This window comes from Candidatus Pantoea gossypiicola (genome assembly GCF_008632075.1).
GTDB classification, from domain to species: Bacteria; Pseudomonadota; Gammaproteobacteria; order Enterobacterales; family Enterobacteriaceae; genus Pantoea; species Pantoea gossypiicola.
This window is the reverse complement of the sequence record NZ_VWVM01000032.1, coordinates 1-26,330: the sequence shown is the minus strand read 5'-3', so window position 1 is coordinate 26,330 and position 26,330 is coordinate 1. Positions and strand designations below refer to the sequence as shown.

The 26,330-nt window shown below is 54.0% G+C and carries 22 protein-coding genes, 1 rRNA gene and 1 riboswitch; of the genes, 17 read left to right on the top strand and 6 right to left on the bottom strand.

The annotated features are described in order from the left end of the window. The 9 genes from F3I20_RS22990 to rpoC all read left to right on the top strand — a co-directional run. Positions 1-260, top strand: a 260-nt coding sequence (locus F3I20_RS22990) for an EF-Tu C-terminal domain-related protein (protein WP_482812004.1), incomplete at its 5' end; no start/stop codon positions are given. A 231-nt stretch (positions 261-491) separates the two neighbouring features. Then, on the top strand, positions 492-875 hold the full coding sequence (secE, locus tag F3I20_RS22980; protein WP_008927141.1) for a preprotein translocase subunit SecE: 384 nt from the start codon (positions 492-494) through the stop codon (positions 873-875). 1 nt (position 876) lies between these two features. Further along, positions 877-1,422 (top strand): transcription termination/antitermination protein NusG, encoded by a 546-nt coding sequence (nusG, locus tag F3I20_RS22975; protein WP_003848088.1) that lies wholly within the window; start codon positions 877-879, stop codon positions 1,420-1,422. A 147-nt stretch (positions 1,423-1,569) separates the two neighbouring features. Next, the gene (rplK, locus tag F3I20_RS22970; RefSeq protein WP_006121495.1) at positions 1,570-1,998 is read left to right on the top strand and encodes a 50S ribosomal protein L11; all 429 of its coding nucleotides are present in this window, start codon (positions 1,570-1,572) and stop codon (positions 1,996-1,998) included. A 3-nt stretch (positions 1,999-2,001) separates the two neighbouring features. Further along, complete coding sequence (gene rplA, locus F3I20_RS22965; RefSeq protein ID WP_009092662.1) at positions 2,002-2,706, top strand: 50S ribosomal protein L1; 705 nt, start codon at positions 2,002-2,004, stop codon at positions 2,704-2,706. Positions 2,707-3,070: 364 nt separating this feature from the next. Further along, a complete protein-coding gene (gene rplJ / locus F3I20_RS22960; protein WP_003848098.1) occupies positions 3,071-3,568 on the top strand; it encodes a 50S ribosomal protein L10 in 498 nt (165 codons plus the stop codon). Between the two features lie 65 nt (positions 3,569-3,633). After that, entirely contained in the window at positions 3,634-3,996 is a 363-nt protein-coding gene (gene rplL / locus F3I20_RS22955; RefSeq protein ID WP_009092660.1) for a 50S ribosomal protein L7/L12, read from the top strand. A gap of 329 nt (positions 3,997-4,325) precedes the next feature. Further along, the gene (rpoB, locus tag F3I20_RS22950; protein ID WP_150015846.1) at positions 4,326-8,354 is read left to right on the top strand and encodes a DNA-directed RNA polymerase subunit beta; all 4,029 of its coding nucleotides are present in this window, start codon (positions 4,326-4,328) and stop codon (positions 8,352-8,354) included. Between the two features lie 126 nt (positions 8,355-8,480). Then, positions 8,481-12,704 (top strand): DNA-directed RNA polymerase subunit beta', encoded by a 4,224-nt coding sequence (rpoC, locus tag F3I20_RS22945; RefSeq protein ID WP_150015847.1) that lies wholly within the window; start codon positions 8,481-8,483, stop codon positions 12,702-12,704. 54 nt (positions 12,705-12,758) lie between these two features. Here rpoC and F3I20_RS22940 read toward each other — a convergent pair whose 3' ends face one another. Then, a complete protein-coding gene (locus F3I20_RS22940; RefSeq protein ID WP_110331175.1) occupies positions 12,759-12,941 on the bottom strand; it encodes a DUF1127 domain-containing protein in 183 nt (60 codons plus the stop codon). A gap of 174 nt (positions 12,942-13,115) precedes the next feature. Here F3I20_RS22940 and F3I20_RS22935 point away from each other — a divergent pair, with 174 nt between their 5' ends. After that, on the top strand, positions 13,116-14,570 hold the full coding sequence (locus tag F3I20_RS22935; protein WP_150015848.1) for an aminotransferase-like domain-containing protein: 1,455 nt from the start codon (positions 13,116-13,118) through the stop codon (positions 14,568-14,570). Between the two features lie 193 nt (positions 14,571-14,763). Here the strand turns inward: F3I20_RS22935 and thiE are convergent, their stop codons facing one another. The 3 genes from thiE to rsd form a co-directional block, all read right to left on the bottom strand. Continuing rightward, positions 14,764-15,390, bottom strand: coding sequence for a thiamine phosphate synthase (gene thiE / locus F3I20_RS22930; protein WP_150015849.1), 627 nt, complete (start codon positions 15,388-15,390; stop codon positions 14,764-14,766). A gap of 2 nt (positions 15,391-15,392) precedes the next feature. Next, complete coding sequence (thiC, locus tag F3I20_RS22925) at positions 15,393-17,315, bottom strand: phosphomethylpyrimidine synthase ThiC (RefSeq protein WP_150015850.1); 1,923 nt, start codon at positions 17,313-17,315, stop codon at positions 15,393-15,395. An 87-nt stretch (positions 17,316-17,402) separates the two neighbouring features. After that, a riboswitch (TPP riboswitch) is annotated at positions 17,403-17,503 on the bottom strand. A gap of 153 nt (positions 17,504-17,656) precedes the next feature. After that, on the bottom strand, positions 17,657-18,163 hold the full coding sequence (rsd, locus tag F3I20_RS22920; RefSeq protein WP_150015851.1) for a sigma D regulator: 507 nt from the start codon (positions 18,161-18,163) through the stop codon (positions 17,657-17,659). Positions 18,164-18,252: 89 nt separating this feature from the next. Here rsd and nudC point away from each other — a divergent pair, with 89 nt between their 5' ends. From nudC to F3I20_RS22890, 6 genes are all read left to right on the top strand, one after another. Further along, positions 18,253-19,023, top strand: a complete 771-nt coding sequence (nudC, locus tag F3I20_RS22915; RefSeq protein ID WP_150015852.1) for an NAD(+) diphosphatase — start codon at positions 18,253-18,255, stop codon at positions 19,021-19,023. Positions 19,024-19,063: 40 nt separating this feature from the next. Continuing rightward, positions 19,064-20,131: a uroporphyrinogen decarboxylase gene (hemE, locus tag F3I20_RS22910; RefSeq protein ID WP_150015853.1), complete on the top strand. Its 1,068-nt coding sequence runs from the start codon at positions 19,064-19,066 to the stop codon at positions 20,129-20,131. A gap of 2 nt (positions 20,132-20,133) precedes the next feature. Next, positions 20,134-20,802 (top strand): deoxyribonuclease V, encoded by a 669-nt coding sequence (gene nfi / locus F3I20_RS22905; protein WP_150015858.1) that lies wholly within the window; start codon positions 20,134-20,136, stop codon positions 20,800-20,802. Between the two features lie 63 nt (positions 20,803-20,865). Beyond that, positions 20,866-21,456, top strand: coding sequence for a YjaG family protein (locus tag F3I20_RS22900; RefSeq protein WP_013359744.1), 591 nt, complete (start codon positions 20,866-20,868; stop codon positions 21,454-21,456). A 188-nt stretch (positions 21,457-21,644) separates the two neighbouring features. Continuing rightward, on the top strand, positions 21,645-21,917 hold the full coding sequence (gene hupA / locus F3I20_RS22895; protein WP_003850136.1) for a nucleoid-associated protein HU-alpha: 273 nt from the start codon (positions 21,645-21,647) through the stop codon (positions 21,915-21,917). Between the two features lie 71 nt (positions 21,918-21,988). Beyond that, complete coding sequence (locus F3I20_RS22890; RefSeq protein WP_150015854.1) at positions 21,989-22,651, top strand: DUF1481 domain-containing protein; 663 nt, start codon at positions 21,989-21,991, stop codon at positions 22,649-22,651. Positions 22,652-22,683: 32 nt separating this feature from the next. Here the strand turns inward: F3I20_RS22890 and purD are convergent, their stop codons facing one another. Both purD and purH read right to left on the bottom strand, forming a co-directional pair. Beyond that, on the bottom strand, positions 22,684-23,964 hold the full coding sequence (purD, locus tag F3I20_RS22885) for a phosphoribosylamine--glycine ligase (protein ID WP_150015855.1): 1,281 nt from the start codon (positions 23,962-23,964) through the stop codon (positions 22,684-22,686). A gap of 19 nt (positions 23,965-23,983) precedes the next feature. Then, positions 23,984-25,573, bottom strand: a complete 1,590-nt coding sequence (gene purH, locus F3I20_RS22880) for a bifunctional phosphoribosylaminoimidazolecarboxamide formyltransferase/IMP cyclohydrolase (RefSeq protein WP_150038671.1) — start codon at positions 25,571-25,573, stop codon at positions 23,984-23,986. A 632-nt stretch (positions 25,574-26,205) separates the two neighbouring features. Between purH and F3I20_RS22870 the strand changes: the two genes are divergently transcribed. After that, positions 26,206-26,330: ribosomal RNA gene (locus F3I20_RS22870) — 16S ribosomal RNA — on the top strand; the annotation flags it as partial.

The window sequence follows — 26,330 nt, the reverse complement described above, 5'->3', positions numbered from 1 at the left end:
TTTACGTTCTGTCTAAAGACGAAGGTGGCCGCCATACTCCGTTCTTCAAGGGCTACCGTCCACAGTTCTACTTCCGTACCACTGACGTGACCGGTTCAGTAGAGCTGCCAGAAGGCGTTGAAATGGTCATGCCAGGCGACAACATCAAAATGGTTGTTACCCTGATCCACCCAATCGCAATGGACGAAGGTCTGCGCTTCGCAATCCGCGAAGGTGGTCGTACCGTTGGCGCGGGTGTTGTTGCTAAAGTTATCGCATAATTACCGATAACGTTTGACGCAATGCACACGGAAAGGGCATCATTTGATGCCCTTTTTGCACGCTGTTTCATAGAACCTGGCTCATCAGTGATTTTTTGAATCATAATCATTGCTGAGACAGGCTCTGTTATGCGGCGTTGGATACCGAGTTACGCCCCAAAAGCTCATTCGGTTTGGACGCCTCGCACTGCGGGGCAGAATAGTTTCTGAATTATTGTGGCAGGTTGGTTTATGAGTGCGAATACCGAAGCTCAAGGGAGCGGGCGTGGCCTGGAAGCGGTAAAGTGGGTAGTAGTCGTATTACTGCTGCTTGCAGCGATTGTAGGTAACTACCTCTATCGTGATGTGTCACTGCCACTGCGTGCATTAGCCGTAGTTGTACTGATCGCAGCGGCTGGCGGCATTGCGCTTTTAACGACCAAAGGCAAAGCGACCGTGGCTTTTGCTCGTGAAGCAAGAACAGAAATGCGTAAGGTTATCTGGCCAACCCGCCAGGAAACGCTGCACACCACGTTAATCGTTGCCGCGGTTACTGCCGTGATGTCACTGATTTTGTGGGGGCTGGATGGTATTCTGGTCCGTCTGGTATCGTTTATCACTGGCCTGAGGTTCTGAGATGTCTGAAGCTCCAAAGAAACGCTGGTACGTCGTACAGGCGTTTTCCGGTTTTGAAGGCCGCGTAGCACAGTCGCTGCGCGAGCATATCAAATTGCACAACATGGAAGAGCTGTTTGGCGACGTCATGGTTCCGACTGAAGAAGTCGTTGAAATTCGTGGTGGCCAGCGTCGTAAGAGCGAGCGCAAGTTTTTCCCGGGATATGTACTGGTTCAGATGGTGATGAATGACGCCAGCTGGCATTTAGTACGCAGTGTCCCACGCGTAATGGGTTTCATCGGCGGGACATCTGACCGTCCGGCACCTATCAGCGATAAAGAAGTTGATGCGATCATGAACCGACTGCAGCAGGTCGGCGATAAGCCTCGTCCTAAAACACTGTTTGAACCAGGCGAAATGGTTCGTGTTAACGACGGCCCGTTCGCTGACTTTAACGGTGTGGTTGAAGATGTGGATTACGAGAAGAGCCGCCTGACGGTATCCGTTTCCATCTTTGGTCGTGCAACCCCGGTTGAGCTCGACTTCGGTCAGGTGGAGAAAGGTTAACCTCTTTCCGCTCACAAATTAGCTGTTGCAGCAGGCGCGAAATTTAACTACAATTTCGCGCCTTTTGTTTTTATGCGCTGGCAACGGCGTATGAATCGTTATCACGGGGAGCCTTTGCAGGCGCTATAACCCAATTGAGGAAATATCATGGCTAAGAAAGTCCAAGCCTACGTCAAGCTGCAGGTTGCAGCTGGTATGGCGAACCCAAGTCCACCGGTTGGTCCAGCTCTGGGTCAGCAGGGTGTTAACATCATGGAATTCTGTAAAGCGTTCAACGCTAAGACCGAATCTCTGGAAAAAGGTCTGCCGACTCCTGTTGTTATCACCGTATACAGCGACCGTTCATTTACCTTTATCACCAAAACCCCTCCGGCTGCCGTACTGCTGAAAAAAGCAGCGGGCATCAAGTCAGGTTCTGGTAAGCCGAACAAAGATAAAGTCGGTAAAGTGACTCGTGCTCAGGTACGTGAAATCGCAGAAACCAAAGCTGCGGACATGACTGGTTCTGACGTTGAAGCGATGACTCGCTCAATCGAAGGTACTGCTCGTTCCATGGGCCTGGTAGTAGAGGACTAAGAAATGGCTAAGCTGACCAAGCGCATGACCGTAATTCGCGACAAAGTTGACGCGACCAAGCAGTATGACATTGCTGAAGCTGTTGCTCTGCTGAAAGAACTGGCGACTGCTAAGTTCGTTGAAAGCGTTGACGTTGCTGTCAACCTCGGCATTGATGCACGTAAATCTGATCAGAACGTACGCGGCGCGACCGTTCTGCCACACGGTACTGGTCGTTCAGTACGTGTTGCTGTCTTCACCCAGGGCGCAAACGCTGAAGCGGCAAAAGCTGCTGGCGCAGAGCTGGTTGGTATGGAAGACCTGGCTGAGCAGATCAAGAAAGGCGAAATGAATTTTGACGTTGTTATTGCTTCTCCGGATGCAATGCGCGTTGTTGGCCAGCTGGGCCAGATTCTGGGTCCACGTGGCCTGATGCCAAACCCGAAAGTGGGTACTGTAACCCCTAACGTTGCTGAAGCGGTTAAGAACGCTAAAGCAGGTCAGGTTCGTTATCGTAACGACAAAAACGGCATCATCCACACTACCATCGGTAAAGTGGACTTTGACGCTGACAAACTGAAAGAAAACCTGGAATCTCTGCTGGTTGCGCTGAAAAAAGCGAAACCCTCTCAGGCGAAAGGCGTGTACATCAAGAAAGTCAGCCTTTCAACCACCATGGGTGCCGGCGTTGCCGTTGACCAGGCTGGTCTGAACGCAACAGCAAACTAATTGCTGCTTGAAACGGGCGAAAAATTCACCTAGAATCTTACGCCCGTTGTTCTGTTATTAGCAGAACAGGACACCAGAGAGTCAGATGCGGCAACGGCGTTTAACGCCTTCCCTCTTACTCTGCTGCGTCACACAGAATTTAGGTTGGAGCCAGGCCTTATCCTGGCCTCCGTCCAAGACCGCAGGAGCTGTCTATCTCCGGATAGTCCGCTTAATACCCTGCGTAGACGGTGACAGAACCAAAAGAATTTTTTCTTAGCTGGATTCTGCTCACCGTGTTCGAGCGCTTATTACCCCTCGGGGTGAGTAAGTGAAGTGAGTTCCGGGGAAATCCTTTCCCGGTCAAATCCAGGAGCAAAAGCTAATGGCATTAAATCTTCAAGACAAACAAGCGATTGTTGCTGAAGTCAGCGAAGTAGCCAAAGGTGCGCTTTCAGCGGTTGTTGCGGATTCCCGTGGCGTTACCGTTGATAAAATGACCGAACTGCGTAAAGCAGGCCGTGAAGCTGGCGTTTACATGCGTGTTGTTCGTAACACCCTGCTGCGCCGCGTCGTTGAAGGTACTCAGTTTGAGTGCCTGAAAGACACGTTTGTTGGTCCGACCCTGATTGCATATTCTATGGAACACCCGGGCGCTGCTGCTCGTTTGTTCAAAGATTTCGCGAAAGCGAATGCAAAATTTGAGGTCAAAGCTGCAGCCTTTGAAGGTGAGCTGATCACGGCGGCCAATATTGACCGTCTGGCAACGCTGCCGACCTACGAAGAAGCACTGGCACGTCTGATGTCGACCATGAAAGAAGCCGCTGCCGGCAAACTGGTCCGCACTCTGGCTGCTGTACGCGATGCAAAAGAAGCGGCTTAAGGCCTTATTCTTTTCTTCGTACCTGCTTACGTATAAACTTTTTCTGATTCTTAGGAACAATTGTCATGTCTATCACTAAAGACCAAATTCTGGAAGCTGTTGCAGCGATGTCCGTAATGGAAGTTGTTGAGCTGGTTTCTGCTATGGAAGAAAAATTCGGCGTTTCTGCTGCTGCTGCTGTAGCTGTTGCTGCGGGCCCGGCTGAAGCTGTTGAAGAAAAAACTGAATTCGACGTCGTACTGAAAGCTGTTGGCGCGAACAAAGTAGCCGTCATCAAAGCCGTACGTACTGCAACTGGTCTGGGCCTGAAAGAAGCCAAAGATCTGGTTGAAGCAACTGGCGTAATCAAAGAAGGCATCAGCAAAGATGACGCAGCTGCACTTGAAGCTGCTCTGAAAGAAGCTGGCGCTGAAGTTGAAGTTAAGTAAGACAACCTTCGGGTTGCAGTCTGAGTAGTTTCAGACTGATGGCTGGTGACTTTTTGGTCACCAGCCTTTTTGCGCTACAGGGTCTCAATGGGGTTTCACACTGTTTGTCCATTGCTACTCTTCAATATCTTTCTCTATCGACGACTTAATATACCGCTTTCCTGTGCGGGTTCCCTGCCTTCACAAAAGCGATGAAATGATTTAAGCGTGATAGAAAGAGGTATTGCACTGCTGCCGCGCAGCCAGTGAATCAAACAAAATCGTGTTGCATGAACTGTCCTGTCAGGACGGACAGCGTGGGTCGACTTGTCAGCTAGCTGAGGAACCCTATGGTTTACTCCTATACCGAGAAAAAACGTATTCGTAAGGATTTTGGTAAACGTCCGCAAGTACTGGACATACCTTATCTCCTTTCCATCCAGCTCGACTCGTTCCAGAAGTTTATCGAGCAAGATCCAGAAGGTCAGTACGGGCTGGAAGCTGCCTTCCGCTCTGTATTCCCTATTGCGAGCTACAGCGGCAACTCTGAGTTGCAGTATGTGAGCTATCGCCTGGGCGAACCTGTCTTTGACGTGAAAGAGTGTCAGATCCGTGGAGTGACCTATTCGGCACCGCTGCGCGTGAAACTGCGTCTGGTGATCTATGAGCGCGAAGCGCCAGAAGGCACCGTAAAAGACATTAAAGAACAAGAAGTCTACATGGGCGAAATTCCGCTCATGACCGACAACGGTACCTTTGTTATCAATGGTACCGAGCGCGTTATCGTTTCTCAGCTGCACCGTAGTCCTGGCGTGTTCTTTGATAGCGATAAGGGTAAAACCCACTCATCGGGTAAAGTGCTGTACAACGCACGTATCATCCCTTACCGCGGTTCATGGCTCGACTTTGAGTTTGACCCGAAAGATAACCTGTTTGTCCGTATTGACCGTCGTCGTAAGCTGCCGGCCACTATCATCCTGCGTGCGTTGCAGTTCACAACACCTCAGATCCTCGATCTCTTCTTCGAGAAAGTGGTGTTTGAAATTCGCGATAACAAGCTGCAGATGGAGCTGGTGCCTGAGCGCCTGCGCGGTGAAACTGCGACCTTCGATATTGAAGCGAACGGCACCGTCTACGTCGAAAAAGGCCGCCGTATTACTGCGCGCCATATTCGTCAGCTGGAAAAAGATGGCATTCAGCACATCGAAGTTCCGGTTGAATATATCGCGGGCAAAGTGGTTGCTAAAGACTACATCGATGAGAGCACCGGTGAGCTGATTGTTGCAGCGAACATGGAGCTGTCACTGGATCTGCTGGCCAAACTGAGCCAGTCGGGTCACAAACGCATCGAAACGCTGTTCACCAACGATCTGGACCACGGTCCTTATATGTCCGAGACCCTGCGTGTTGACCCAACCAGCGATCGCCTGAGCGCACTGGTTGAGATCTACCGCATGATGCGTCCCGGTGAGCCGCCAACGCGTGAAGCTGCAGAGAACCTGTTCGAGAATCTGTTCTTCTCTGAAGATCGTTATGATCTCTCTGCCGTCGGCCGTATGAAGTTCAACCGTTCACTGCTGCGTGATGAAATCGAAGGTTCAGGCATCCTGAGCAAAGAAGACATCATCGAAGTGATGAAAAAACTGATCGACATCCGTAATGGTAAAGGCGAAGTGGACGATATCGACCACCTCGGAAACCGTCGTATTCGTTCAGTCGGTGAAATGGCTGAGAACCAGTTCCGTGTCGGCCTGGTACGTGTTGAGCGTGCGGTTAAAGAGCGTCTCTCTCTGGGCGACCTCGATACGCTGATGCCACAGGACATGATCAACGCGAAGCCGATTTCGGCTGCGGTGAAAGAGTTCTTCGGTTCAAGCCAGCTTTCACAGTTTATGGATCAGAACAACCCGCTGTCAGAGATTACGCACAAACGTCGTATCTCTGCACTTGGCCCGGGTGGTTTGACACGTGAGCGTGCCGGCTTCGAAGTGCGTGACGTACACCCAACGCACTACGGTCGTGTCTGCCCAATCGAAACCCCTGAAGGTCCGAACATCGGTCTGATCAACTCCTTGTCTGTTTATGCACAGACCAATGAGTATGGTTTCCTTGAGACGCCTTATCGTCGTGTTATCGACGGTCTGGTTTCTGACGAGATCCACTACCTCTCTGCTATTGAAGAGGGTAACTACGTTATCGCTCAGGCGAACGCCCCGCTCGATGAAAACGGCGCGTTTGTTGATGACCTGGTTACCTGCCGTAGCAAAGGCGAATCGAGTCTGTTCAGCCGCGATCAGGTTGACTACATGGACGTTTCCACCCAGCAGGTGGTTTCTGTCGGTGCATCCCTGATCCCGTTCCTGGAACACGATGACGCCAACCGTGCTCTGATGGGTGCGAACATGCAACGTCAGGCCGTTCCGACTCTGCGTGCAGATAAGCCGCTGGTTGGTACCGGTATGGAACGTGCTGTTGCCGTTGACTCCGGTGTCACTGCCGTAGCCAAACGTGGTGGTACCGTACAGTATGTTGATGCATCACGTATCGTTATCAAAGTTAACGAAGATGAGATGTACGCGGGCGAAGCCGGTATCGACATCTATAACCTGACCAAATATACCCGTTCAAACCAGAATACCTGCATCAACCAGATGCCATGTGTCTCTCTGGGTGAGCCGGTTGAGCGCGGCGACGTGCTGGCAGATGGTCCGTCCACCGATCTGGGTGAACTGGCGCTGGGCCAGAACATGCGTGTCGCGTTCATGCCGTGGAACGGTTACAACTTCGAAGACTCCATCCTGGTCTCCGAGCGTGTGGTTCAGGAAGATCGCTTTACCACCATCCACATCCAGGAACTGGCTTGCGTGTCGCGTGACACCAAACTGGGGCCGGAAGAGATTACCGCTGATATCCCGAACGTGGGTGAAGCTGCACTCTCTAAACTGGATGAGTCAGGCATCGTCTACATCGGTGCTGAAGTAACCGGTGGCGACATTCTGGTTGGTAAGGTAACGCCTAAAGGTGAAACCCAGCTGACGCCAGAAGAAAAACTGCTGCGCGCTATCTTCGGTGAAAAAGCCTCTGACGTGAAAGATTCGTCACTGCGCGTGCCGAATGGCGTGTCAGGTACCGTGATTGACGTTCAGGTCTTTACCCGCGATGGCGTGGAAAAAGACAAACGTGCGCTGGAAATCGAAGAGATGCAGCTGAAGCAGGCCAAAAAAGACCTGTCTGAAGAACTGCAGATCCTGGAAGCGGGTCTGTTCAGCCGTATCCAGAACGTACTGATTTCGGGTGGCGTTGAAGCAGACAAACTGGACAAGCTGCCGCGCGAGCGCTGGCTTGAACTGGGTCTGACTGACGAAGCCAAGCAAAACCAGCTGGAGCAGCTGGCAGAGCAGTACGACGAACTGAAGCACGAGTTTGAGAAAAAACTCGAAGGTAAGCGTCGTAAGATCACCCAGGGCGATGATCTGGCACCAGGCGTGCTGAAAATCGTTAAGGTTTATCTGGCTGTTAAGCGTCAGATTCAGCCGGGTGACAAAATGGCAGGCCGTCACGGTAACAAAGGTGTTATCTCCAAGATCAACCCGATCGAAGATATGCCTTACGATGAAAACGGTACACCGGTTGACATCGTTCTGAACCCGCTGGGCGTACCATCGCGTATGAACATCGGTCAGATTCTGGAAACGCATCTGGGGATGGCAGCAAAAGGTATCGGCGAGAAAATTAACGCCATGCTGAAGAAGCAGGAAGAAGTCGCGAAACTGCGCGAATTCATTCAGCGCGCCTATGACCTGGGTACCGATCTGCGTCAACGAGTTGATCTGAATACCTTCTCCGATGACGAAGTACTGCGTCTGGCTGAGAACCTGAAGAAAGGTATGCCAATCGCCACACCGGTGTTTGATGGCGCGAAAGAGAGCGAGATCAAAGAGCTGCTGCAGCTCGGCGGCCTGCCTTCTTCCGGTCAGATTACCCTGTTTGACGGCCGTACCGGTGAGCAGTTCGAACGTCAGGTAACGGTTGGCTACATGTACATGCTGAAACTTAACCACCTGGTTGATGACAAGATGCATGCACGTTCCACCGGTTCCTACAGCCTGGTTACTCAGCAGCCGCTGGGTGGTAAGGCGCAGTTCGGTGGTCAGCGCTTTGGTGAGATGGAAGTGTGGGCACTGGAAGCATACGGTGCCGCGTATACCCTGCAGGAAATGCTTACCGTTAAGTCTGATGACGTCAACGGCCGTACCAAGATGTATAAAAACATCGTTGACGGTAACCATCAGATGGAACCGGGCATGCCGGAATCCTTCAACGTACTGTTGAAAGAGATTCGCTCGCTGGGTATCAACATCGAGCTGGAAGACGAGTAACCCCTTTTCATGCGGCTTGCCGCCGCCTGAAAGCGCAGGGTTTAAAGCGCTCGCAATTGTACTGGTTACGGGGCGTTCAATTTCGGTTGGACGCCCCCTGAGTCTCACTCCGACGGGAGCTAATCCGTGAAAGACTTACTTAAGTTTCTGAAAGCGCAAACTAAGACCGAAGAGTTTGATGCGATCAAAATTGCGCTGGCTTCGCCAGACATGATCCGTTCCTGGTCTTTTGGTGAAGTGAAAAAGCCAGAAACCATTAACTACCGTACTTTTAAGCCAGAGCGCGATGGTCTGTTCTGTGCCCGTATCTTCGGGCCGGTAAAAGACTATGAGTGCCTGTGTGGCAAGTACAAGCGCCTGAAACACCGTGGTGTGATTTGTGAGAAGTGCGGCGTTGAAGTGACCCAGACTAAAGTACGCCGTGAGCGTATGGGCCACATCGAACTGGCGTCGCCGACTGCGCACATCTGGTTCCTGAAGTCACTGCCATCGCGTATCGGCTTACTGCTGGATATGCCACTGCGTGACATCGAGCGCGTGCTCTACTTTGAATCTTACGTGGTAATCGAAGGTGGCATGACCAACCTCGAGAAGCGTCAGATCCTGACTGAAGAGCAGTACCTTGACGCTCTGGAAGAGTTCGGTGACGAGTTCGACGCCAAAATGGGTGCCGAAGCGATCCAGGCCCTGTTGAAAAACATGGATCTGGAGCAGGAGTGCGAGCAGCTGCGTGAAGAGCTGAACGAAACCAACTCCGAAACCAAACGTAAAAAACTGACTAAGCGCATCAAGCTGCTGGAAGCGTTCGTTCAGTCTGGCAACAAACCAGAGTGGATGATCCTGACCGTGCTGCCTGTTCTGCCACCGGATCTGCGTCCGCTGGTACCGCTGGATGGTGGTCGTTTTGCAACGTCGGACCTTAACGATCTGTATCGTCGCGTGATTAACCGTAACAACCGTCTGAAGCGCCTGCTGGATCTGGCTGCGCCAGATATCATCGTGCGCAACGAAAAGCGTATGTTGCAGGAAGCGGTCGATGCACTGCTGGACAACGGTCGTCGTGGTCGTGCGATCACCGGTTCCAACAAGCGTCCGCTGAAATCGCTGGCTGACATGATTAAAGGTAAGCAGGGTCGTTTCCGTCAGAACCTGCTGGGTAAACGTGTCGACTATTCTGGTCGTTCGGTTATCACCGTGGGTCCATACCTGCGTCTGCATCAGTGCGGTCTGCCGAAGAAAATGGCACTCGAACTGTTCAAACCGTTTATCTACGGCAAGCTGGAACTGCGTGGCCTGGCCACCACCATCAAAGCCGCGAAGAAAATGGTTGAGCGCGAAGAAGCGGTTGTCTGGGACATCCTCGACGAAGTGATCCGTGAGCACCCGGTTCTGCTGAACCGTGCGCCTACGCTGCACCGTCTGGGTATTCAGGCCTTTGAACCGGTTCTGATCGAAGGTAAAGCGATCCAGCTGCACCCGCTGGTTTGTGCGGCTTATAACGCCGACTTCGATGGTGACCAGATGGCTGTTCACGTACCGCTGACGCTGGAAGCCCAGCTGGAAGCACGTGCGCTGATGATGTCGACCAACAACATCCTGTCACCTGCGAACGGCGAGCCAATCATCGTTCCTTCTCAGGACGTTGTACTGGGTCTGTATTACATGACCCGTGACTGTGTTAACGCCAAAGGCGAAGGCATGGTGCTGACTGGCCCGAAAGAAGCTGAGCGTGTTTATCGCGCTGGCCTGGCCTCACTGCACGCTCGCGTTAAGGTGCGTATCACCGAACATGAGAAGAATGAGCAGGATGAGTGGGTTGCTAAAACCAGCATCATCGATACCACGATTGGCCGTGCCATCCTGTGGATGATCGTGCCGAAAGGTCTGCCTTACTCCATCGTGAACCAGGCGCTGGGTAAAAAAGCTATCTCCAAAATGCTGAACACCTGTTACCGCATTCTGGGCCTGAAGCCGACCGTTATCTTTGCTGACCAGACCATGTACACCGGTTTCGCTTATGCTGCCCGTTCAGGCGCGTCAGTCGGTATCGACGACATGGTTATTCCAGAGAAGAAAGTGGAAATCATCACCGAAGCGGAAGCGGAAGTGGCCGAGATCCAGGAACAGTTCCAGTCTGGTCTGGTAACCGCAGGCGAACGTTATAACAAAGTCATCGATATCTGGGCCGCAGCCAACGAACGTGTTGCCAAGGCGATGATGGAAAACCTCTCTACTGAGACCGTGATTAACCGTGACGGCGAAGAAGAGAAACAGGTTTCCTTTAACAGCATCTTTATGATGGCCGACTCCGGTGCGCGTGGTTCTGCTGCACAGATTCGTCAGCTGGCCGGTATGCGTGGTCTGATGGCGAAGCCAGATGGCTCCATCATCGAGACGCCGATTACCGCGAACTTCCGTGAAGGTCTGAACGTACTCCAGTACTTCATCTCAACCCACGGTGCGCGTAAAGGTCTTGCGGATACCGCATTGAAAACCGCGAACTCCGGTTATCTGACGCGTCGTCTGGTTGACGTTGCCCAGGATCTGGTTGTGACCGAAGATGACTGTGGTACGCACGAAGGCATCATGATGACCCCGGTCATCGAAGGTGGCGATGTTAAAGAGCCACTGCGTGAACGTGTACTGGGTCGTGTGACTGCTGAAGACGTTCTGAAGCCGGGCACGGCTGATATTCTGGTTCCACGCAACACGCTGCTCGATGAGCACTGGTGTGACGTGCTGGAACTGAACTCAGTCGACAGCCTGAAAGTCCGCTCGGTAGTAGGTTGTGAAACCGATTTTGGTGTGTGTGCGCATTGCTACGGTCGCGACCTGGCACGTGGTCACATCATCAACAAAGGTGAAGCGATCGGTGTTATTGCGGCACAGTCCATCGGTGAGCCAGGTACACAGCTGACGATGCGTACGTTCCACATCGGTGGTGCGGCATCACGTGCGGCTGCTGAATCCAGCATTCAGGTGAAGAACAAAGGTACCATCAAGCTGACCAACGCCAAGTCGGTAACGAACTCGGCAGGTAAGCTGGTGATCACCTCGCGTAACGTCGAACTGAAAATGATCGACGAATTTGGTCGTACCAAAGAGAGCTATAAGGTTCCTTACGGTTCTACCATGGCGAAAGGTGATGGTGAGCAGGTTGCAGCGGGCGAAACCGTCGCAAACTGGGATCCGCATACCATGCCAGTCATCACTGAAGTAGGCGGTTTCATTCGCTTCACGGATATGGTTGATGGTCAGACGATTACCCGTCAGACAGATGACTTAACCGGTCTTTCTTCGCTGGTGGTTCTGGACAGTGCTGAACGTACGTCAGGCGGTAAAGATCTGCGTCCTGCGCTGAAAATTGTTGATGCCAATGGCAACGATGTTCTGATCCCGGGTACCGACATGCCGGCTCAGTACTTCCTGCCAGGTAAAGCGATTGTTCAGCTGGAAGATGGCGTTAAGATCAGTGCCGGTGACACGTTAGCGCGTGTTCCGCAGGAATCTGGCGGTACCAAGGATATTACCGGTGGTCTGCCACGCGTTGCTGACCTGTTCGAAGCGCGTCGTCCGAAAGAGCCTGCTATCCTGGCGGAGATCAGCGGCATCATCTCCTTCGGTAAAGAGACCAAAGGTAAACGTCGTCTGGTCATCACACCGCTGGATGGTAGTGAGCCATACGAAGAGATGATTCCGAAATGGCGTCAGCTGAACGTGTTCGAAGGTGAACGTGTTGAGCGCGGTGACGTGGTTTCCGATGGCCCAGAGTCTCCACATGACATCCTGCGCTTGCGTGGCGTGCATGCGGTGACCCGTTACATCACTAACGAAGTGCAGGAAGTTTATCGTCTGCAGGGCGTTAAGATTAACGATAAGCACATCGAAGTCATCGTTCGTCAGATGCTGCGTAAAGCGACCATCGTGAGCGCAGGAAGCACCGACTTCCTGGAAGGTGAGCAGGCTGAATTCTCTCGCATCAAGATCTCTAACCGTGATCTGGAAGCGAACGGAAAAGTTGGCGCAACCTTCATGCGTGACCTGCTGGGTATTACCAAAGCATCACTGGCTACCGAATCGTTCATCTCTGCAGCCTCGTTCCAGGAGACCACACGTGTCCTGACCGAAGCAGCAGTAGCAGGCAAGCGTGACGAACTGCGCGGCCTGAAAGAGAACGTGATCGTGGGTCGTCTGATCCCGGCCGGTACCGGTTATGCGTACCATCAGGATCGCATGCGCCGCAAAGCGGCAGGTGAAGTTCCGGCTGTACCGCAGGTGACTGCGGATGAAGCCTCAGCCAGCCTGGCTGAACTGTTGAACGCCGGTCTCGGCGGCAATAAAGACGATTAATCGTCCTTTACCTGATAAAAACCCTGCCTCGGCAGGGTTTTTTTTGTCTCAGACTCAGCTATTCCAGTCACTGCGGCTGATACCGATATCTTTCAGCTGACTGTCGCTTAACTTCGACAGGATGAGGCGCGTCTCACGCCGCAGCTGCCAGCGTTTGTAACTGCGCCACAGGTAACGAACCAGGTGGTAAGGCGTGCCTGTAAATGGTTTAGCTGCGCGATTCTCGTCATATCCCATGATAGTGCCCTCAGTGAAGTATCTGAGGACCATTTTCAGTGGATCGCTCTGTACGATACAGACGCAAAAATCACTTTTATTTAACATACAGATTGCTGTCATGACGATCTGAATGGTAAAAAAGAGGCTGAACTGTACTGGTTACTGCTCAACCTCTGAGCCTGTGGAGATACAATGACCCGATATGAACATCTGGCTACGCTGCTGGCTCAGCGTATTGAACAAGGCTTATATCGCAGCGGTGAGCGCCTGCCTTCAGTACGCAGTCTGAGTACCGAGCATGGCGTCAGTATCAGTACGGTGCAGCAGGCTTATCATCTGCTGGAAGAGAAGCAGATGATTACGCCGCAGTCGCGATCCGGCTATTTTGTGGCGTCACGCAAAGCAACGCCACCGATCCCGGCACTGACCCGTCCCGCGCAGCGGCCGGTTGAGGTGACGCAGTGGGATGCGGTACTGGAGCTGATTAACAGCCGTCTGGAAGATGATGTTTTGCAGCTGGGCAGTGGCATGCCCGATTTGACCCAGCCGACGCTTAAGCCACTGTGGAAAGCGTTCAGCCGCCAGGCGCAGAAGCAGGAAATAGCGCTGCTGAATTATGACAACCTCTATGGTGTCCTCGCTTTGCGGCAACAGGTTGCGCGCCTGGCGATAGACAGCGGCTGCCAGCTCACCGCGGATGACATTGTGATTACCACCGGCTGCCATGAAGCGTTATCAGTCGCCGTACGTGCAGTCTGCGAGCCGGGGGATATCATAGCCGTAGAGTCCCCGTCATTTCACGGCATCATGCAGACCCTGCGCGGCTTTGGCATTCGGGCCATTGAGATCCCGACCGATGCAGTCACCGGCATCAGTCTGGAAGCGCTGGAGCTGGCCTTTGATCAATGGCCGATTAAAGCGGTTGTTGTTGTGCCGAACTGCAATAATCCGCTGGGATTTATCATGCCTGAGCCGCGTAAGCGGGCTTTGCTGGCGCTGGCGCAGCGGTTTGACGCGGCAGTGATTGAAGATGATGTCTATGGTGAGTTAGCCTGGGAATATCCGCGCCCGCCCACCATCAAAGCGCTGGATCTTGATGGTCGGGTGCTGCTGTGCAGCTCCTTTTCGAAAACGCTGGCGCCAGGTTTACGCGTTGGCTGGGTTGCTCCAGGCCGCTACCGTGACCGCGTGCTGCACATGAAATATATTGTCACCGGCTCCACCGCTACGCAGCCTCAGCATGCAGTCTCCGAGTTTATCCGTCAGGGCCATTATCAGCCTCATCTGCGCCGGATGCGGCAACTCTACCATCGCAACTATGAAACCTTTAGCTGCTGGGTACGCCACTATTTTCCCTGCGGCATCTGCGTTTCACGTCCTCAGGGCGGTTTTCTGATGTGGATAGAACTTCCCGAAGCGTTTGATGCGGTCCGTCTTAACCGTGAACTGCGCGAGTCAAAAATTCAGATTGCCGTGGGCTCACTTTTTTCAGCATCGGGTAAATACCGTAACTGTTTGCGTTTGAACTACGGGCTGCCGATCAACGATCAGACGGAACGGGCGCTTGCGCTGGTGGGTGCTGCAGTCGAGCGCGCCATGCTCTCGTGCCAGCATGAAACCCAGACTTCAGCCTCTACGCTCGCGTAGGGAAGAGAAGAAGCAGGGCCGGCAAGAGGAGGGAACCGGCCCTGGTCAGATAACCTTAACCTGACGGATGCCACGTTAAAGTTTTGAATCACATCACGCCAGCGGCAACATGCACCTTTGCGCGGCACTTTCCCGGAATAAGGCTGGCGTTACCGATTTTGCAGCCAATATGCGCGGCAGGTTCCATAAATGCTTAATCGCCTGGTCCTGACAGTGCCAGAAGGGTGCGCGTTGCTGCACGCCAGTCATCTGCCTGAGTAATTGCACTCACCACCGCAATACTGCCCACACCGGTGGCCAGCACCTCGGGTGCGCGCGCAATCGAAATACCGCCAATCGCCACGGTGGGAATATGCGACAGATGGGTAAGATGCCGCGTCAGCTGCTCAATACCCTGCGGTGCAGAAGGCATTTCTTTAGTCTGCGTCGGAAAAATATGCCCAAGGGCGATGTAAGAGGGCTGGATTGCCAGAGCGCGATCCCGTTCCGCATCGTCATGGGTAGAGAGTCCCAGTCGTAATCCTGCCTGATGAATGCGGGCAAGATCGGCCACGTCCAGATCCTCCTGACCGAGATGCACGCCATAAGCCTGATGTTTAATGGCCAGTTGCCAGTAGTCATTGATAAATAAACGCGCGTCGTAGCGTTTACCCAGCGCAATCGCCTGAGCAATGGCAGGTTCGGCGACCTCATCGGGCTGATCTTTGATGCGCAACTGCAGCGTGCGAACGCCCATTTCAAGCAGGCGTTCGATCCACTCGGGGCTATCAACCACCGGATAAAGTCCCAGACGCGGGACGGTAGCGGGAAATGCGGGCATCGTTACTCCTCCTTAATGGCATCGGCGGGGTGATAGAGCTCACCACCGCGGCTGCGGAAACGATCTGACATCTGTGCCATGCCTACTTCAACCGGCTCGGCACGGGCATCCTGGCGTGCCGCAAATTCGCGCACCTCCTGGGAAATTTTCATTGAGCAGAATTTGGGGCCGCACATTGAGCAGAAATGGGCCACCTTGCCCGACTCCTGCGGCAGGGTTTCATCATGCATAGCCCTGGCCGTATGGGGATCCAGCGCCAGGTTAAACTGATCTTCCCAGCGGAATTCAAAGCGCGCTTTGGACATAGCGTTATCACGGATCTGCGCACCGGGGTGGCCTTTGGCCAGATCGGCAGCATGCGCCGCGATTTTGTAGGTGATCAATCCCTGCTTCACATCCTCTTTATTTGGCAGACCCAGATGCTCTTTGGGCGTGACGTAGCAAAGCATGGCGCAACCAAACCAGCCAATCATGGCGGCACCGATACCCGAGGTGAAGTGGTCGTAGCCGGGCGCGATGTCAGTGGTCAGCGGGCCAAGCGTGTAGAAGGGGGCTTCATCGCACAGGTCGAGCTGTTCGGTCATATTACGGCGGATCATATGCATCGGGACGTGGCCCGGACCTTCAATCATCACCTGAACGTCATACTCCCAGGCAATACGCGTCAGTTCACCCAGGGTTCGCAGTTCGGCAAACTGCGCCTCGTCGTTGGCATCCTGAATCGAACCCGGACGAAGGCCATCGCCCAGCGACAGGGAGACATCGTAAGCGGCGCAGATTTCACAAATCTCACGGAAGTGCTGATACAGGAAGCTCTCCTGATGGTGGGACAGGCACCATTTGGCCATGATCGATCCACCCCGAGACACAATACCGGTGAGACGTTTCGCCGTCATCGGAACATAACGCAGCAGAACGCCCGCGTGGATAGTGAAGTAATCGACGCCCTGTTCCGCCTGCTCCAGTAGCGTGTCCCGGAATATTTCCCAGTTCAGCGCCTCGGCCACGCCATTCACTTTTTCCAGCGCCTGATAGATCGGCACGGTACCAATGGGCACCGGGCTGTTGCGCAAAATCCATTCGCGCGTTTCATGAATATAACGGCCGGTTGAGAGATCCATCACCGTGTCGGCACCCCAGCGAGTCGACCAGACCAGCTTTTCCACTTCTTCCTCGATAGAAGAGGTAACTGCCGAGTTACCGATATTGGCGTTGACCTTAACCAGGAAGTTGCGGCCAATGATCATCGGTTCCGATTCAGGGTGATTAATATTGGCAGGGATAATGGCGCGTCCGGCAGCGACCTCCTGACGGACAAACTCGGGTGTGATATCGGCTGGCAGATGTGCGTCAAAACTGTGCCCCGGATGCTGTTGCAGCAGCACCTCACTGCGGATTCGCTCACGGCCCATGTTTTCCCGCAGGGCGATGAACTCCATCTCCGGGGTAATCATGCCCTGACGGGCATAGTGCAGTTGCGTGACACGGCGGCCTGCACGGGCGCGGCGCGGTGTTGGCAGGTGATCGAAGCGCAGGTGATCCAGCCCCTCGTCAGCCAGCCGCTGCTGGGTATAGCCCGAGCTGTTCTGTTCGAGAAGCTCACTGTCGTCGCGTTCAGCAATCCAGTGTGCGCGCAGCTTTTCCAGACCGCGATGCACATCAATCTGTGCCGCGGGATCGCCATACGCACCTGCCGTATCATAGACCGGCACCGCTTCATTTTGCTCATAGAGAGGCTGTTCTTTGCTGCCGCCGATATGGGTCGGGCTTAGGGTGATTTCACGCATGGGCACGCGAATATCTTCCCGGCTGCCGGTAATCCAGATGCGACGGGACTGGGGAAAAGCACTGCCGCTTTGCAGGGAATTAATAAATTCCTGCGCCTGGGCACGCTGTTCACGACGGGACATTTTTGGGTCAGACATAGCAATCTTCCTGTTAAGGGGGAACGATGCTTGTCCGGAGTTCGGAAGGAGTAACCGTACAGACAGCACAGGCATGCTGGCATACAGAGAAGTTTTACTCTTGTTCCCTACGCAGGTTCTAACCTGGTCAGGTTCCGCGGATCCCGAATTAACGGTCTCAGCCCAGCTGGGCACTCCGACAAGAAGCGGTTTTCACGCGCGTGTCTGATAACAGACGCTGGCGTAAAAACCCTATATTTCAACGCATAAATAAGAAAAATTTCTTTAGCGTTTGTTCCTCAGAACCTGTTCAGCATAAAAGGGCTACGGGATAATCTCAAGCCCTTTGCCGTCGTTAACCATTAAGCCGGGCGGGCGATATGGCTGTCATTCGCCACTGGCGGCGTAGCAAGCTGATTATCCCAGGCTAGCTGGATCAGCTTATCTTCCAGCGTAAAGCGTGATTCCAGCACTTCGCCCACTTCAGAGAGAGCCTGCTGGAAGGTCATGCAGTTCTCATCGTCAATCGCCTGCTGCAGGTGACCGTCATACAGCTGCATCAGACGCTCAGTGTTTGCCTCCAGCGGAGGGTAAAGCTGCGCGGCGGCGATCATCGGGCTGTCGCCACTCATTTCACTGATCACGCGCTCATAGATACTGAAGTGGCCGGCAGAAAGATAGTCGACCAGGCCGTGACAGAAGTTGTCGAGTGCCTGCTCATCAAGACGCGTCAGCGCCTCTTTTTTAGGTTTAAGACCGACCAGGTGATAATAGGTCACCAGTAGCTGGCGACGCGCTTCAAGCCACGAATCGACCAGTTCATTACTGCCACCTACGCGTTCAGCCAGGACGTCTAACTGGTTAAGCATATCTAACTCCATGTGAGTTATAGTTGTTTATCTACACACTTAACATCAGGGCTTCAGCGTGCGAGTTGACGCTAAGGATGACGAAATAAATGCAATGCGAAATCTCAAGCGTAGACGCTGGATGGTGGATTGTCAGCCATGAACAGAAACTTTGGTTGCCACAAGGTGATTTACCCCACGGAAACGCCGAAAAATTCGGTTTAACCGGCAGTAAGGCCCGGACCATTGGTGAATGGCAGGGCGAAAAAGTCTGGCTGATTTGTGAGCCGCGTTCCGCCGATATGTTCTCCGTGCGACAGCTGATCGATCAGGATGTGGAGCTGTTTCAGCTGGTGGGTCGCGGTGTACAGCTGGCGGAGTTCTACCGCTCTCATCGCTGGTGCGGCTACTGCGGACATGAGATGCACCACAGCAAACATGAATTTGCCTGTCTCTGCAGCCATTGCCGTGAGCGTTACTATCCGCAGATCGCGCCCTGCATCATTGTGGCTATCCGTCGCGGCGATGAAATCCTGCTGGCGAATCATGCCCGCCATCGCAACAAGGTCTACACCGTGCTGGCCGGTTTTGTGGAGGTCGGCGAGACGCTGGAGCAGGCCGTTGCCCGGGAAGTGATGGAAGAGAGTAATATCCGCGTCAAAAATGTCCGTTATGTGACCTCCCAGCCGTGGCCCTTCCCGCAATCGCTGATGACAGCGTTCATGGCGGAGTATGACAGCGGCGATCTGCAACACGACGGCAAAGAACTGCTGGATGCCGCCTGGTTCCGTTTTGATGCGCTGCCTTTACTGCCACCGCCAGGCACCGTGGCACGCCGCCTGATTGAAGATACCGTCGCCCTGTGCCGCGCCGAAGCGTGAAAGTGCTACACTACACGCCTGTTATTGAGAGAGTGTTGAGATGAGTGAACTGAAGAACGATCGTTATTTGCGTGCCCTGTTACGTCAGCCAGTTGATGTCACGCCGGTATGGATGATGCGACAAGCCGGGCGCTATTTGCCGGAGTACAAAGCGACACGCGCCCAGGCGGGTGATTTCATGTCGCTGTGTAAAAACGCCGAGCTGGCCTGTGAAGTGACCCTGCAGCCGCTGCGCCGTTATCCGCTGGATGCCGCCATCCTCTTCAGTGACATCCTGACCATTCCGGATGCGATGGGATTGGGTCTCTACTTTGAAACCGGCGAAGGCCCCCGTTTCTCTAACCCTGTGACCTGCCGCGCTGACGTTGAGCGTTTGCCGGTGCCCGATCCAGAAATGGAGCTGGGCTATGTGATGAATGCGGTGCGCACCATCCGTAAGAACCTGAATGGCGATCTGCCGCTGATTGGCTTCTCCGGCAGTCCGTGGACGCTGGCCACCTACATGGTGGAAGGCGGCAGCAGCAAGGCGTTTACCAAAATTAAGAAGATGATGTATGCCGATCCGGCGACGCTGCATGCGATGCTGGATAAGCTGGCCGACAGCGTCATTCTCTATCTTAACGCTCAGATCCGCGCCGGTGCGCAGTCCGTCATGGTCTTTGATACCTGGGGCGGCGTGCTAACCGGTCGTGACTATCGCGAATTCTCCCTGCACTACATGCACAAGATTGTCGATGGACTGCTGCGTGAAAACGATGGCCGCCGCGTGCCGGTAACGCTCTTTACCAAAGGCGGCGGACAATGGCTGGAAGCGATGGCTGCCACCGGATGTGATGCGCTGGGTCTCGACTGGACCACCGATATTGATGATGCACGCCGTCGCGTAGGCGACAAAGTTGCGCTGCAGGGCAACATGGATCCCTCTATGCTCTATGCGGCACCTGAACGTATCGAACAGGAGGTGGCCGCTATTCTGGAGCGTTTTGGCTCAGGCACTGGTCACGTCTTTAATCTGGGGCATGGCATTCATCAGGACGTTCCGCCCGAAAATGCCGGTGTCTTTGTTGACGCTGTGCATCGTTTATCACGTCCCTGGCATCAGGAGTAATGATGGACATTGCCGCACTTCGCGCTGAGCAGTTACAACGCGCCGCTGACGTGGTGCGTGAAGATGACTTTGACGTTCTGCCGCCCCGCTTTATTGGCGGGGCAGACGTTGGGTTTGAGCAGGACGGCACCGTCACGCGGGCGGCGATGGTGATACTGGAATATCCCTCGTTAAAACTGGTGGAGCATCGCATCGCGCGCGTTGAGACCACCATGCCCTATATTCCGGGCTTTCTCTCCTTCCGTGAATATCCGGCGCTGATGGCTGCCTGGCAGATGCTGGAGCAAAAGCCTGATCTGCTGTTTGTGGATGGACACGGTATTTCGCATCCAAGACGGCTGGGCGTCGCATCGCATTTCGGCCTGCTGATCGATGTGCCCACTATCGGTGTTGCGAAAAGTCGTCTCTGCGGACGTTTTGACGATCTGGATGCGCAGCCTGGCAGCCGTCAGCCGCTGATCGACAAAGGTGAGCAGATAGGCTGGGTATGGCGCAGCAAGCTGCGTTGTAATCCGCTGTTTGTCGCCACTGGTCATCGTGTCAGCCTGGATACGGCGCTGCAGTGGGTCGAAAACTGTACGCGCGGTTACCGGTTGCCGGAACCGACCCGCTGGGCCGATGCGGTTGCCTCTAACCGAACCGCTTTCCAGCGCTGGCAAAACGCGCTTTAACACTGTTTGTGCTGCGGTTTTGCAGTTACACTGCGGCCAGAGAAACGAATAAGAGCCACCTTTATGTTACAGAACCCCGTTCATCTGCGTCTGGCGAAGCTGGAAAGCTGGCAGCACCTGACTTTTATGGCCTGCCTGTGCGAACGTATGTATCCCAACTATCGCGCATTCTGCGAGCAGACTGAATTTGCCGATCCGGCACTCTATCGCCGGATTCTTGATCTGATCTGGGAAAACCTGACGGTCAAAGATGCGAAGATTAACTTCGACAGTCAGCTGGAAAAGCTCGAAGCCGCTATTCCTGATGGTGATGCATTTGAGGTTTATGGCGTTTATCCGGCTATTGATGCCTGTGTGGCATTAAGCGAAGTTGTCCATGCGCAGCTGAGCGGCGAAACGCTTGAGCATGCTATTGAAGTCAGCGAGACCTCAATTACTACCGTCGCTATGCTGGAGATGACCCAGGCTGGACGCGAAATGACCGATGAAGAGCTGCGTGAAAACCCGGCTATCATCGATGAGTGGGACCTCCAGTGGGAGATTTTCCGTCTGCTGGCGGAGTGTGAAGAGCGCGACCTTGAATTGATTAAAGGTCTGCGATCTGACCTGCGTGAAGCGGGAATTAGTAACATTGGTATAAATTTCCAGCAGTAAGGCGATAAAACGTGACTTCAGGCCCGAATTAGCGCGCCTGAAGGCTTCACATTGGCCCCCTGTCTGGTCTACATTTGGGGGGCTGAAAATTGTGGCTATCGGTGCGTGCAGGCAGAAGAGTGCCAGAATATGGCTTTTCCCTCGCACTCGTTGCTTAGCAAGCGATAAATACACTTTAAGGATAACTTATGAACAAGACTCAACTGATTGATGTGATCGCAGAAAAAGCTGACCTGTCTAAAACCCAGGCAAAGGCAGCGCTGGAATCTACTCTGGCTGCGATCACTGAGTCTCTGAAAGATGGTGATGCTGTACAACTGGTTGGTTTTGGTACTTTTAAAGTGAACCACCGCGCTGAGCGTACCGGTCGTAACCCGCAGACTGGCAAAGAGATCAAAATCGCTGCAGCAAACGTACCGGCATTCGTGTCTGGTAAAGCGCTGAAAGACGCCGTTAAGTAAGACGTCGCACTGCGGTTAAGCTTTAAAACAGGGGGCGTTTCGCCCCTTTTGTTTTTAAAAGGCCAGCCATCATGACTCTGCTGTTATCGCGTTTATCTGTTCTGTTTCTCCCTCTGTTTCTTTTCGGTTGCAGCTCAACTCCGGATATACCTCCCTTTTCTGCCAGTGGCTATCTTGCCGATCGTGGTGTTGTGCGAATCTGGCGCAAAAACAGCGACCATCAGTCTGTTCATATTCGTACCCTCTATACGCCGTTCAGTGGCGGGGAAGGTGAAGTGACTGACTATGTCTGGCTGGAAGAGTCATTGATCAGCATTCAGCGCCAGGTGAAGGGCAAGCAACCTGACGATGTAACCCTGCGCTTCGACCAGGCGGGTGGTCTCAACTTTATGCAGCGCCAGCTTGCAGGCCGGCGTGAAGCGGTCAGCCCGGATGCGGTTGAACTCTATAAGTTTGATGCTCAGCGCATGCGTAACCTCAGCGATGCGCTGTTAAGCGGTCAGGTATTCCTGAAACAGGGACACTGGCTGGGCAACAATCTGCTGGAGAGTTGTGAAGGTCAGCAGGTCAGGCCCGCTTTTGATGCTGACGATGTGCAGATGCTGACACAGCAGCAGCGTAGCGTATCGGCACCGCTGATGGTGTCATGGCTGGACGCGCCGGAAGGCATTCAGCTGTTGCGGATCAGTCAGCAGGATGACTGCTCACAGCAGCCGACAGAAGACGATATGTGAAGTGAAAAGGGGGCACCAGGTGCCCCCTTCGCTTATTTGCGGTTAATAGCGCGGTAGCCGATATCGCGGCGACAGAAACTGCCCTGCCATGAAATTGGCTTTGTCAGCTCGTAAGCCCGCTTTTGTGCCGCAGCGACATCGTCACCCAGCGCGGTGACGCACAGCACGCGGCCACCGTTCGTCAGCACCCGATCCTCTTCCAGACGTGTTCCGGCGTGGAATACCTTGCCGTCGGCAACCTCTTCCAGTGGCAGCCCATGAATCTGATCGCCCTGAGCGTAATCACCCGGATAACCGCCTGCCGCCAGTACGACACCCAGCGCAGGACGGGGATCCCATTGTGACTTTTTCTGATCCAGCTTACCGTCACAGGCAGCCAGGCAAAGATCGACCAGATCCGACTGCAGGCGCAGCATGATCGGCTGCGTTTCCGGATCGCCGAAGCGGCAGTTAAATTCGATCACTTTCGGCTGCCCGGTGTGGTCGATCATCAGACCGGCGTAGAGAAAACCGGTGTAAACGTTGCCTTCAGCAGCCATGCCGCGCACCGTCGGCCAGATAACCTGATCCATGATGCGCTGGTGGATCGCATCGGTGACAACCGGAGCCGGGGAGTAGGCACCCATTCCGCCGGTGTTCGGACCCGTGTCGCCATCGCCGACGCGCTTATGATCCTGGCTGGTGGCCATAGGCAGTACATGCTCGCCGTCTACCATCACGATGAAGCTGGCTTCTTCGCCATCCAGAAACTCTTCAATCACAATGCGGTGTCCGGCATCGCCAAAGGCGTTACCCGCCAGCATATCCTGAACCGCATCCTCAGCTTCCTGCTGCGTCATTGCGACAATCACGCCTTTACCTGCGGCCAGGCCGTCGGCTTTAATAACGATGGGCGCACCTTTCTCACGCAAATATGCGAGAGCCGGCTCGACCTCGGTAAAGTTCTGATACGCCGCACTGGGAATCTGGTGACGTGCCAGAAAATCTTTGGTGAAGGCTTTAGAGCCTTCCAGCTGTGCTGCGGCCTGTGTCGGACCAAAGATAGCCAGCCCCGCTTCACGGAAGGCATCCACGACGCCAATCACCAGCGGCGCTTCCGGCCCGACAATCGTCAGATCGATCTTTTCACGCTGGGCAAAATCCAGCAGGGCAGGGATATCGGTCGCACTGATTGCGACATTCTGCAGCGCAGGCTCTAATGCCGTACCGGCGTTACCCGGTGCAACAAAGACGGTTTCTGCCAGCGGCGACTGTGCCGCTTTCCAGGCCAGCGCGTGTTCACGTCCGCCATTACCAATCACTAAAATTTTCATCTGTTACTCTCCGGAACGATTAATGACGGAAGTGGCGCATATCGGTAAAGATCATGGCAATGCCGTGCTCATCTGCCGCCGCAATCACCTCTTCATCGCGGATAGAGCCGCCAGGCTGAATTACACAGCTCACGCCCACCGCAGCGGCCGCATCAATACCGTCGCGGAATGGGAAGAACGCATCTGACGCCATGGCAGAACCTTTCACTTCCAGTCCTTCATCGCCCGCTTTGATACCGGCAATTTTAGCGGAGTAGACGCGGCTCATCTGGCCGGCACCAATTCCGATCGTCATCCCGTCACGCGCATAGACAATGGCGTTGGATTTAACAAACTTCGCGACCTTCCAGCAGAAGAGGGCATCACGCAGCTCCTGCTCCGATGGCTGACGCTTGCTGACCACGCGCAGCTGGCTGGCATCGACCATACCGAGATCGCGATCCTGAACCAGCAGGCCACCGTTGACGCGTTTGAAATCCAGCGCTGCCGTGCGGTTTTGCCACTGGCCGCAGATCAGGACACGGACATTCTGTTTCGTCGCGGTAATCTTCAGTGCGGCCTCGGAAACGGCTGGCGCGATGATCACCTCAACGAACTGGCGGCTGATAATGGCCTGTGCTGTCGCTTCATCCAGCTCGCGGTTAAAGGCGATGATGCCCCCGAACGCAGAGGTAGGGTCGGTCTGGTAAGCACGGTCATAGGCTGACAGCAGGTCGTCGCCGGTCGCAACGCCACAGGGGTTAGCATGTTTAACAATGACACAGGCGGGGTCACTGAACTCTTTGGCACACTCGAGTGCAGCATCCGTGTCAGCGATATTGTTATAGGAGAGCGCTTTGCCCTGAACCTGTTGCGCGGTGGCAACCGAGGCTTCAGCAACCTGCTCTTCTATATAGAAGGCCGCCTGCTGGTGGCTGTTTTCGCCGTAACGCATATCCTGCTTCTTGATGAAGTTCAGATTCAGGGTACGCGGGAAGCGACCTGCAGGCTGATTGCGTTCACCGTGATAGGCGGGCACCAGACTACCAAAGTAGTTCGCGATCATACCGTCGTAAGCGGCGGTGTGTTCAAACGCTTTGATCGCCAGATCGAAACGGGTGGCGAGCGTCAGGCCGTTCTGGTGGGCATCCATTTCAGCAATGATGGCGTCGTAGTCGCCGCTGCTGACCACGATGGCCACATCTTTGTGGTTCTTGGCGGCAGAGCGCACCATGGTCGGACCGCCGATATCAATGTTTTCTACTGCGTCTTCCAGTGAGCATCCTTCACGGGCAACAGTCTGTGCAAAGGGATAGAGATTAACGACCACCATGTCGATAGGGCTGATGTCATGCTGCGCCATGATGGCATCATCCTGGCCGCGACGACCCAGAATGCCGCCATGCACTTTCGGATGCAGGGTTTTGACGCGTCCATCCATCATTTCCGGGAAACCGGTGTAATCAGAGACTTCTGTGACAGCCAGACCCGCATCCGCCAGCAGGCGAGCGGTTCCACCTGTGGAGAGCAGTTCGACACCGCGACTGGAGAGCGCCTGAGCAAATTCGAGGATGCCGGCTTTGTCAGAGACACTGAGCAAGGCGCGGCGTACAGGACGAGGTTGTTGCATGGTGGTTTATCCCTTGGCTTTGTTTCGCGTATAGAAGAGCGTTACATCAGGTTTTACAGCGGTTTTCTCTTCTATATAAGAAGGAAAGATCAAAAACCTCAGGTAACGCCCCTAAAAGGGGAGTCCGTCATATTGCCCGGCATTGTAGCGAAAACGTTTGCGTGATGCTCGCCTAAATTTGCCAGGCCCGGCGAATGTGGATAACGCTGTGTGTAACTGCGTATAACAGCGGCTTTTGCTGTGGAATGCAGCGAACGCGCTTTTTTCTGCAATTTATGGGTTGCGCCTGTCTGACAACTCCCTATAATGCGCCTCCATCGACACGGCACACCGGCAACGGGAAACGGGTTGAGAGGTTCAGGAGACTGACCCGCCGGAGAAAAACTTCTGAAAAAGAGGTTGACTCTGAAGGAGGAAAGCGTAATATACGCCACCTCGCGACAGGACGCTAACGCACTGTTCGCACTGCTCTTTAACAATTTATCAGACAATCTGTGTGGGCACTCGCAGGATTGATATCAGCGTCTTTGGACGCACAAAAATATCAAAGCCTCACGAGTGAACACATAATGAAATTCATTATGACGTTTTACAGATGAGCATCGCTGAACTGGTTTCAGCAAATCAAACTTAAATTGAAGAGTTTGATCATGGCTCAGATTGAACGCTGGCGGCAGGCCTAACACATGCAAGTCGGACGGTAGCACAGAGAGCTTGCTCTCGGGTGACGAGTGGCGGACGGGTGAGTAATGTCTGG

Bases quoted from the DNA above. Each gene is read 5' to 3' on its own strand.
- nusG (WP_003848088.1), top strand. From the start codon at position 877: ATGTCTGAAGCTCCAAAGAAACGCTGGTACGTCGTACAGGCGTTTTCC.
- thiE (WP_150015849.1), bottom strand. From the start codon at position 15,390: ATGCCCGCATTTCCCGCTACCGTCCCGCGTCTGGGACTTTATCCGGTG.
- rpoB (WP_150015846.1), top strand. From the start codon at position 4,326: ATGGTTTACTCCTATACCGAGAAAAAACGTATTCGTAAGGATTTTGGT.
- nfi (WP_150015858.1), top strand. From the start codon at position 20,134: ATGGACATTGCCGCACTTCGCGCTGAGCAGTTACAACGCGCCGCTGAC.
- F3I20_RS22935 (WP_150015848.1), top strand. From the start codon at position 13,116: ATGACCCGATATGAACATCTGGCTACGCTGCTGGCTCAGCGTATTGAA.
- purH (WP_150038671.1), bottom strand. From the start codon at position 25,573: ATGCAACAACCTCGTCCTGTACGCCGCGCCTTGCTCAGTGTCTCTGAC.
- rplK (WP_006121495.1), top strand. From the start codon at position 1,570: ATGGCTAAGAAAGTCCAAGCCTACGTCAAGCTGCAGGTTGCAGCTGGT.
- purD (WP_150015855.1), bottom strand. From the start codon at position 23,964: ATGAAAATTTTAGTGATTGGTAATGGCGGACGTGAACACGCGCTGGCC.
- rplL (WP_009092660.1), top strand. From the start codon at position 3,634: ATGTCTATCACTAAAGACCAAATTCTGGAAGCTGTTGCAGCGATGTCC.
- hupA (WP_003850136.1), top strand. From the start codon at position 21,645: ATGAACAAGACTCAACTGATTGATGTGATCGCAGAAAAAGCTGACCTG.
- F3I20_RS22900 (WP_013359744.1), top strand. From the start codon at position 20,866: ATGTTACAGAACCCCGTTCATCTGCGTCTGGCGAAGCTGGAAAGCTGG.
- hemE (WP_150015853.1), top strand. From the start codon at position 19,064: ATGAGTGAACTGAAGAACGATCGTTATTTGCGTGCCCTGTTACGTCAG.
- F3I20_RS22890 (WP_150015854.1), top strand. From the start codon at position 21,989: ATGACTCTGCTGTTATCGCGTTTATCTGTTCTGTTTCTCCCTCTGTTT.
- rsd (WP_150015851.1), bottom strand. From the start codon at position 18,163: ATGCTTAACCAGTTAGACGTCCTGGCTGAACGCGTAGGTGGCAGTAAT.
- thiC (WP_150015850.1), bottom strand. From the start codon at position 17,315: ATGTCTGACCCAAAAATGTCCCGTCGTGAACAGCGTGCCCAGGCGCAG.
- rplJ (WP_003848098.1), top strand. From the start codon at position 3,071: ATGGCATTAAATCTTCAAGACAAACAAGCGATTGTTGCTGAAGTCAGC.
- secE (WP_008927141.1), top strand. From the start codon at position 492: ATGAGTGCGAATACCGAAGCTCAAGGGAGCGGGCGTGGCCTGGAAGCG.
- nudC (WP_150015852.1), top strand. From the start codon at position 18,253: ATGCAATGCGAAATCTCAAGCGTAGACGCTGGATGGTGGATTGTCAGC.
- F3I20_RS22940 (WP_110331175.1), bottom strand. From the start codon at position 12,941: ATGGGATATGACGAGAATCGCGCAGCTAAACCATTTACAGGCACGCCT.
- rplA (WP_009092662.1), top strand. From the start codon at position 2,002: ATGGCTAAGCTGACCAAGCGCATGACCGTAATTCGCGACAAAGTTGAC.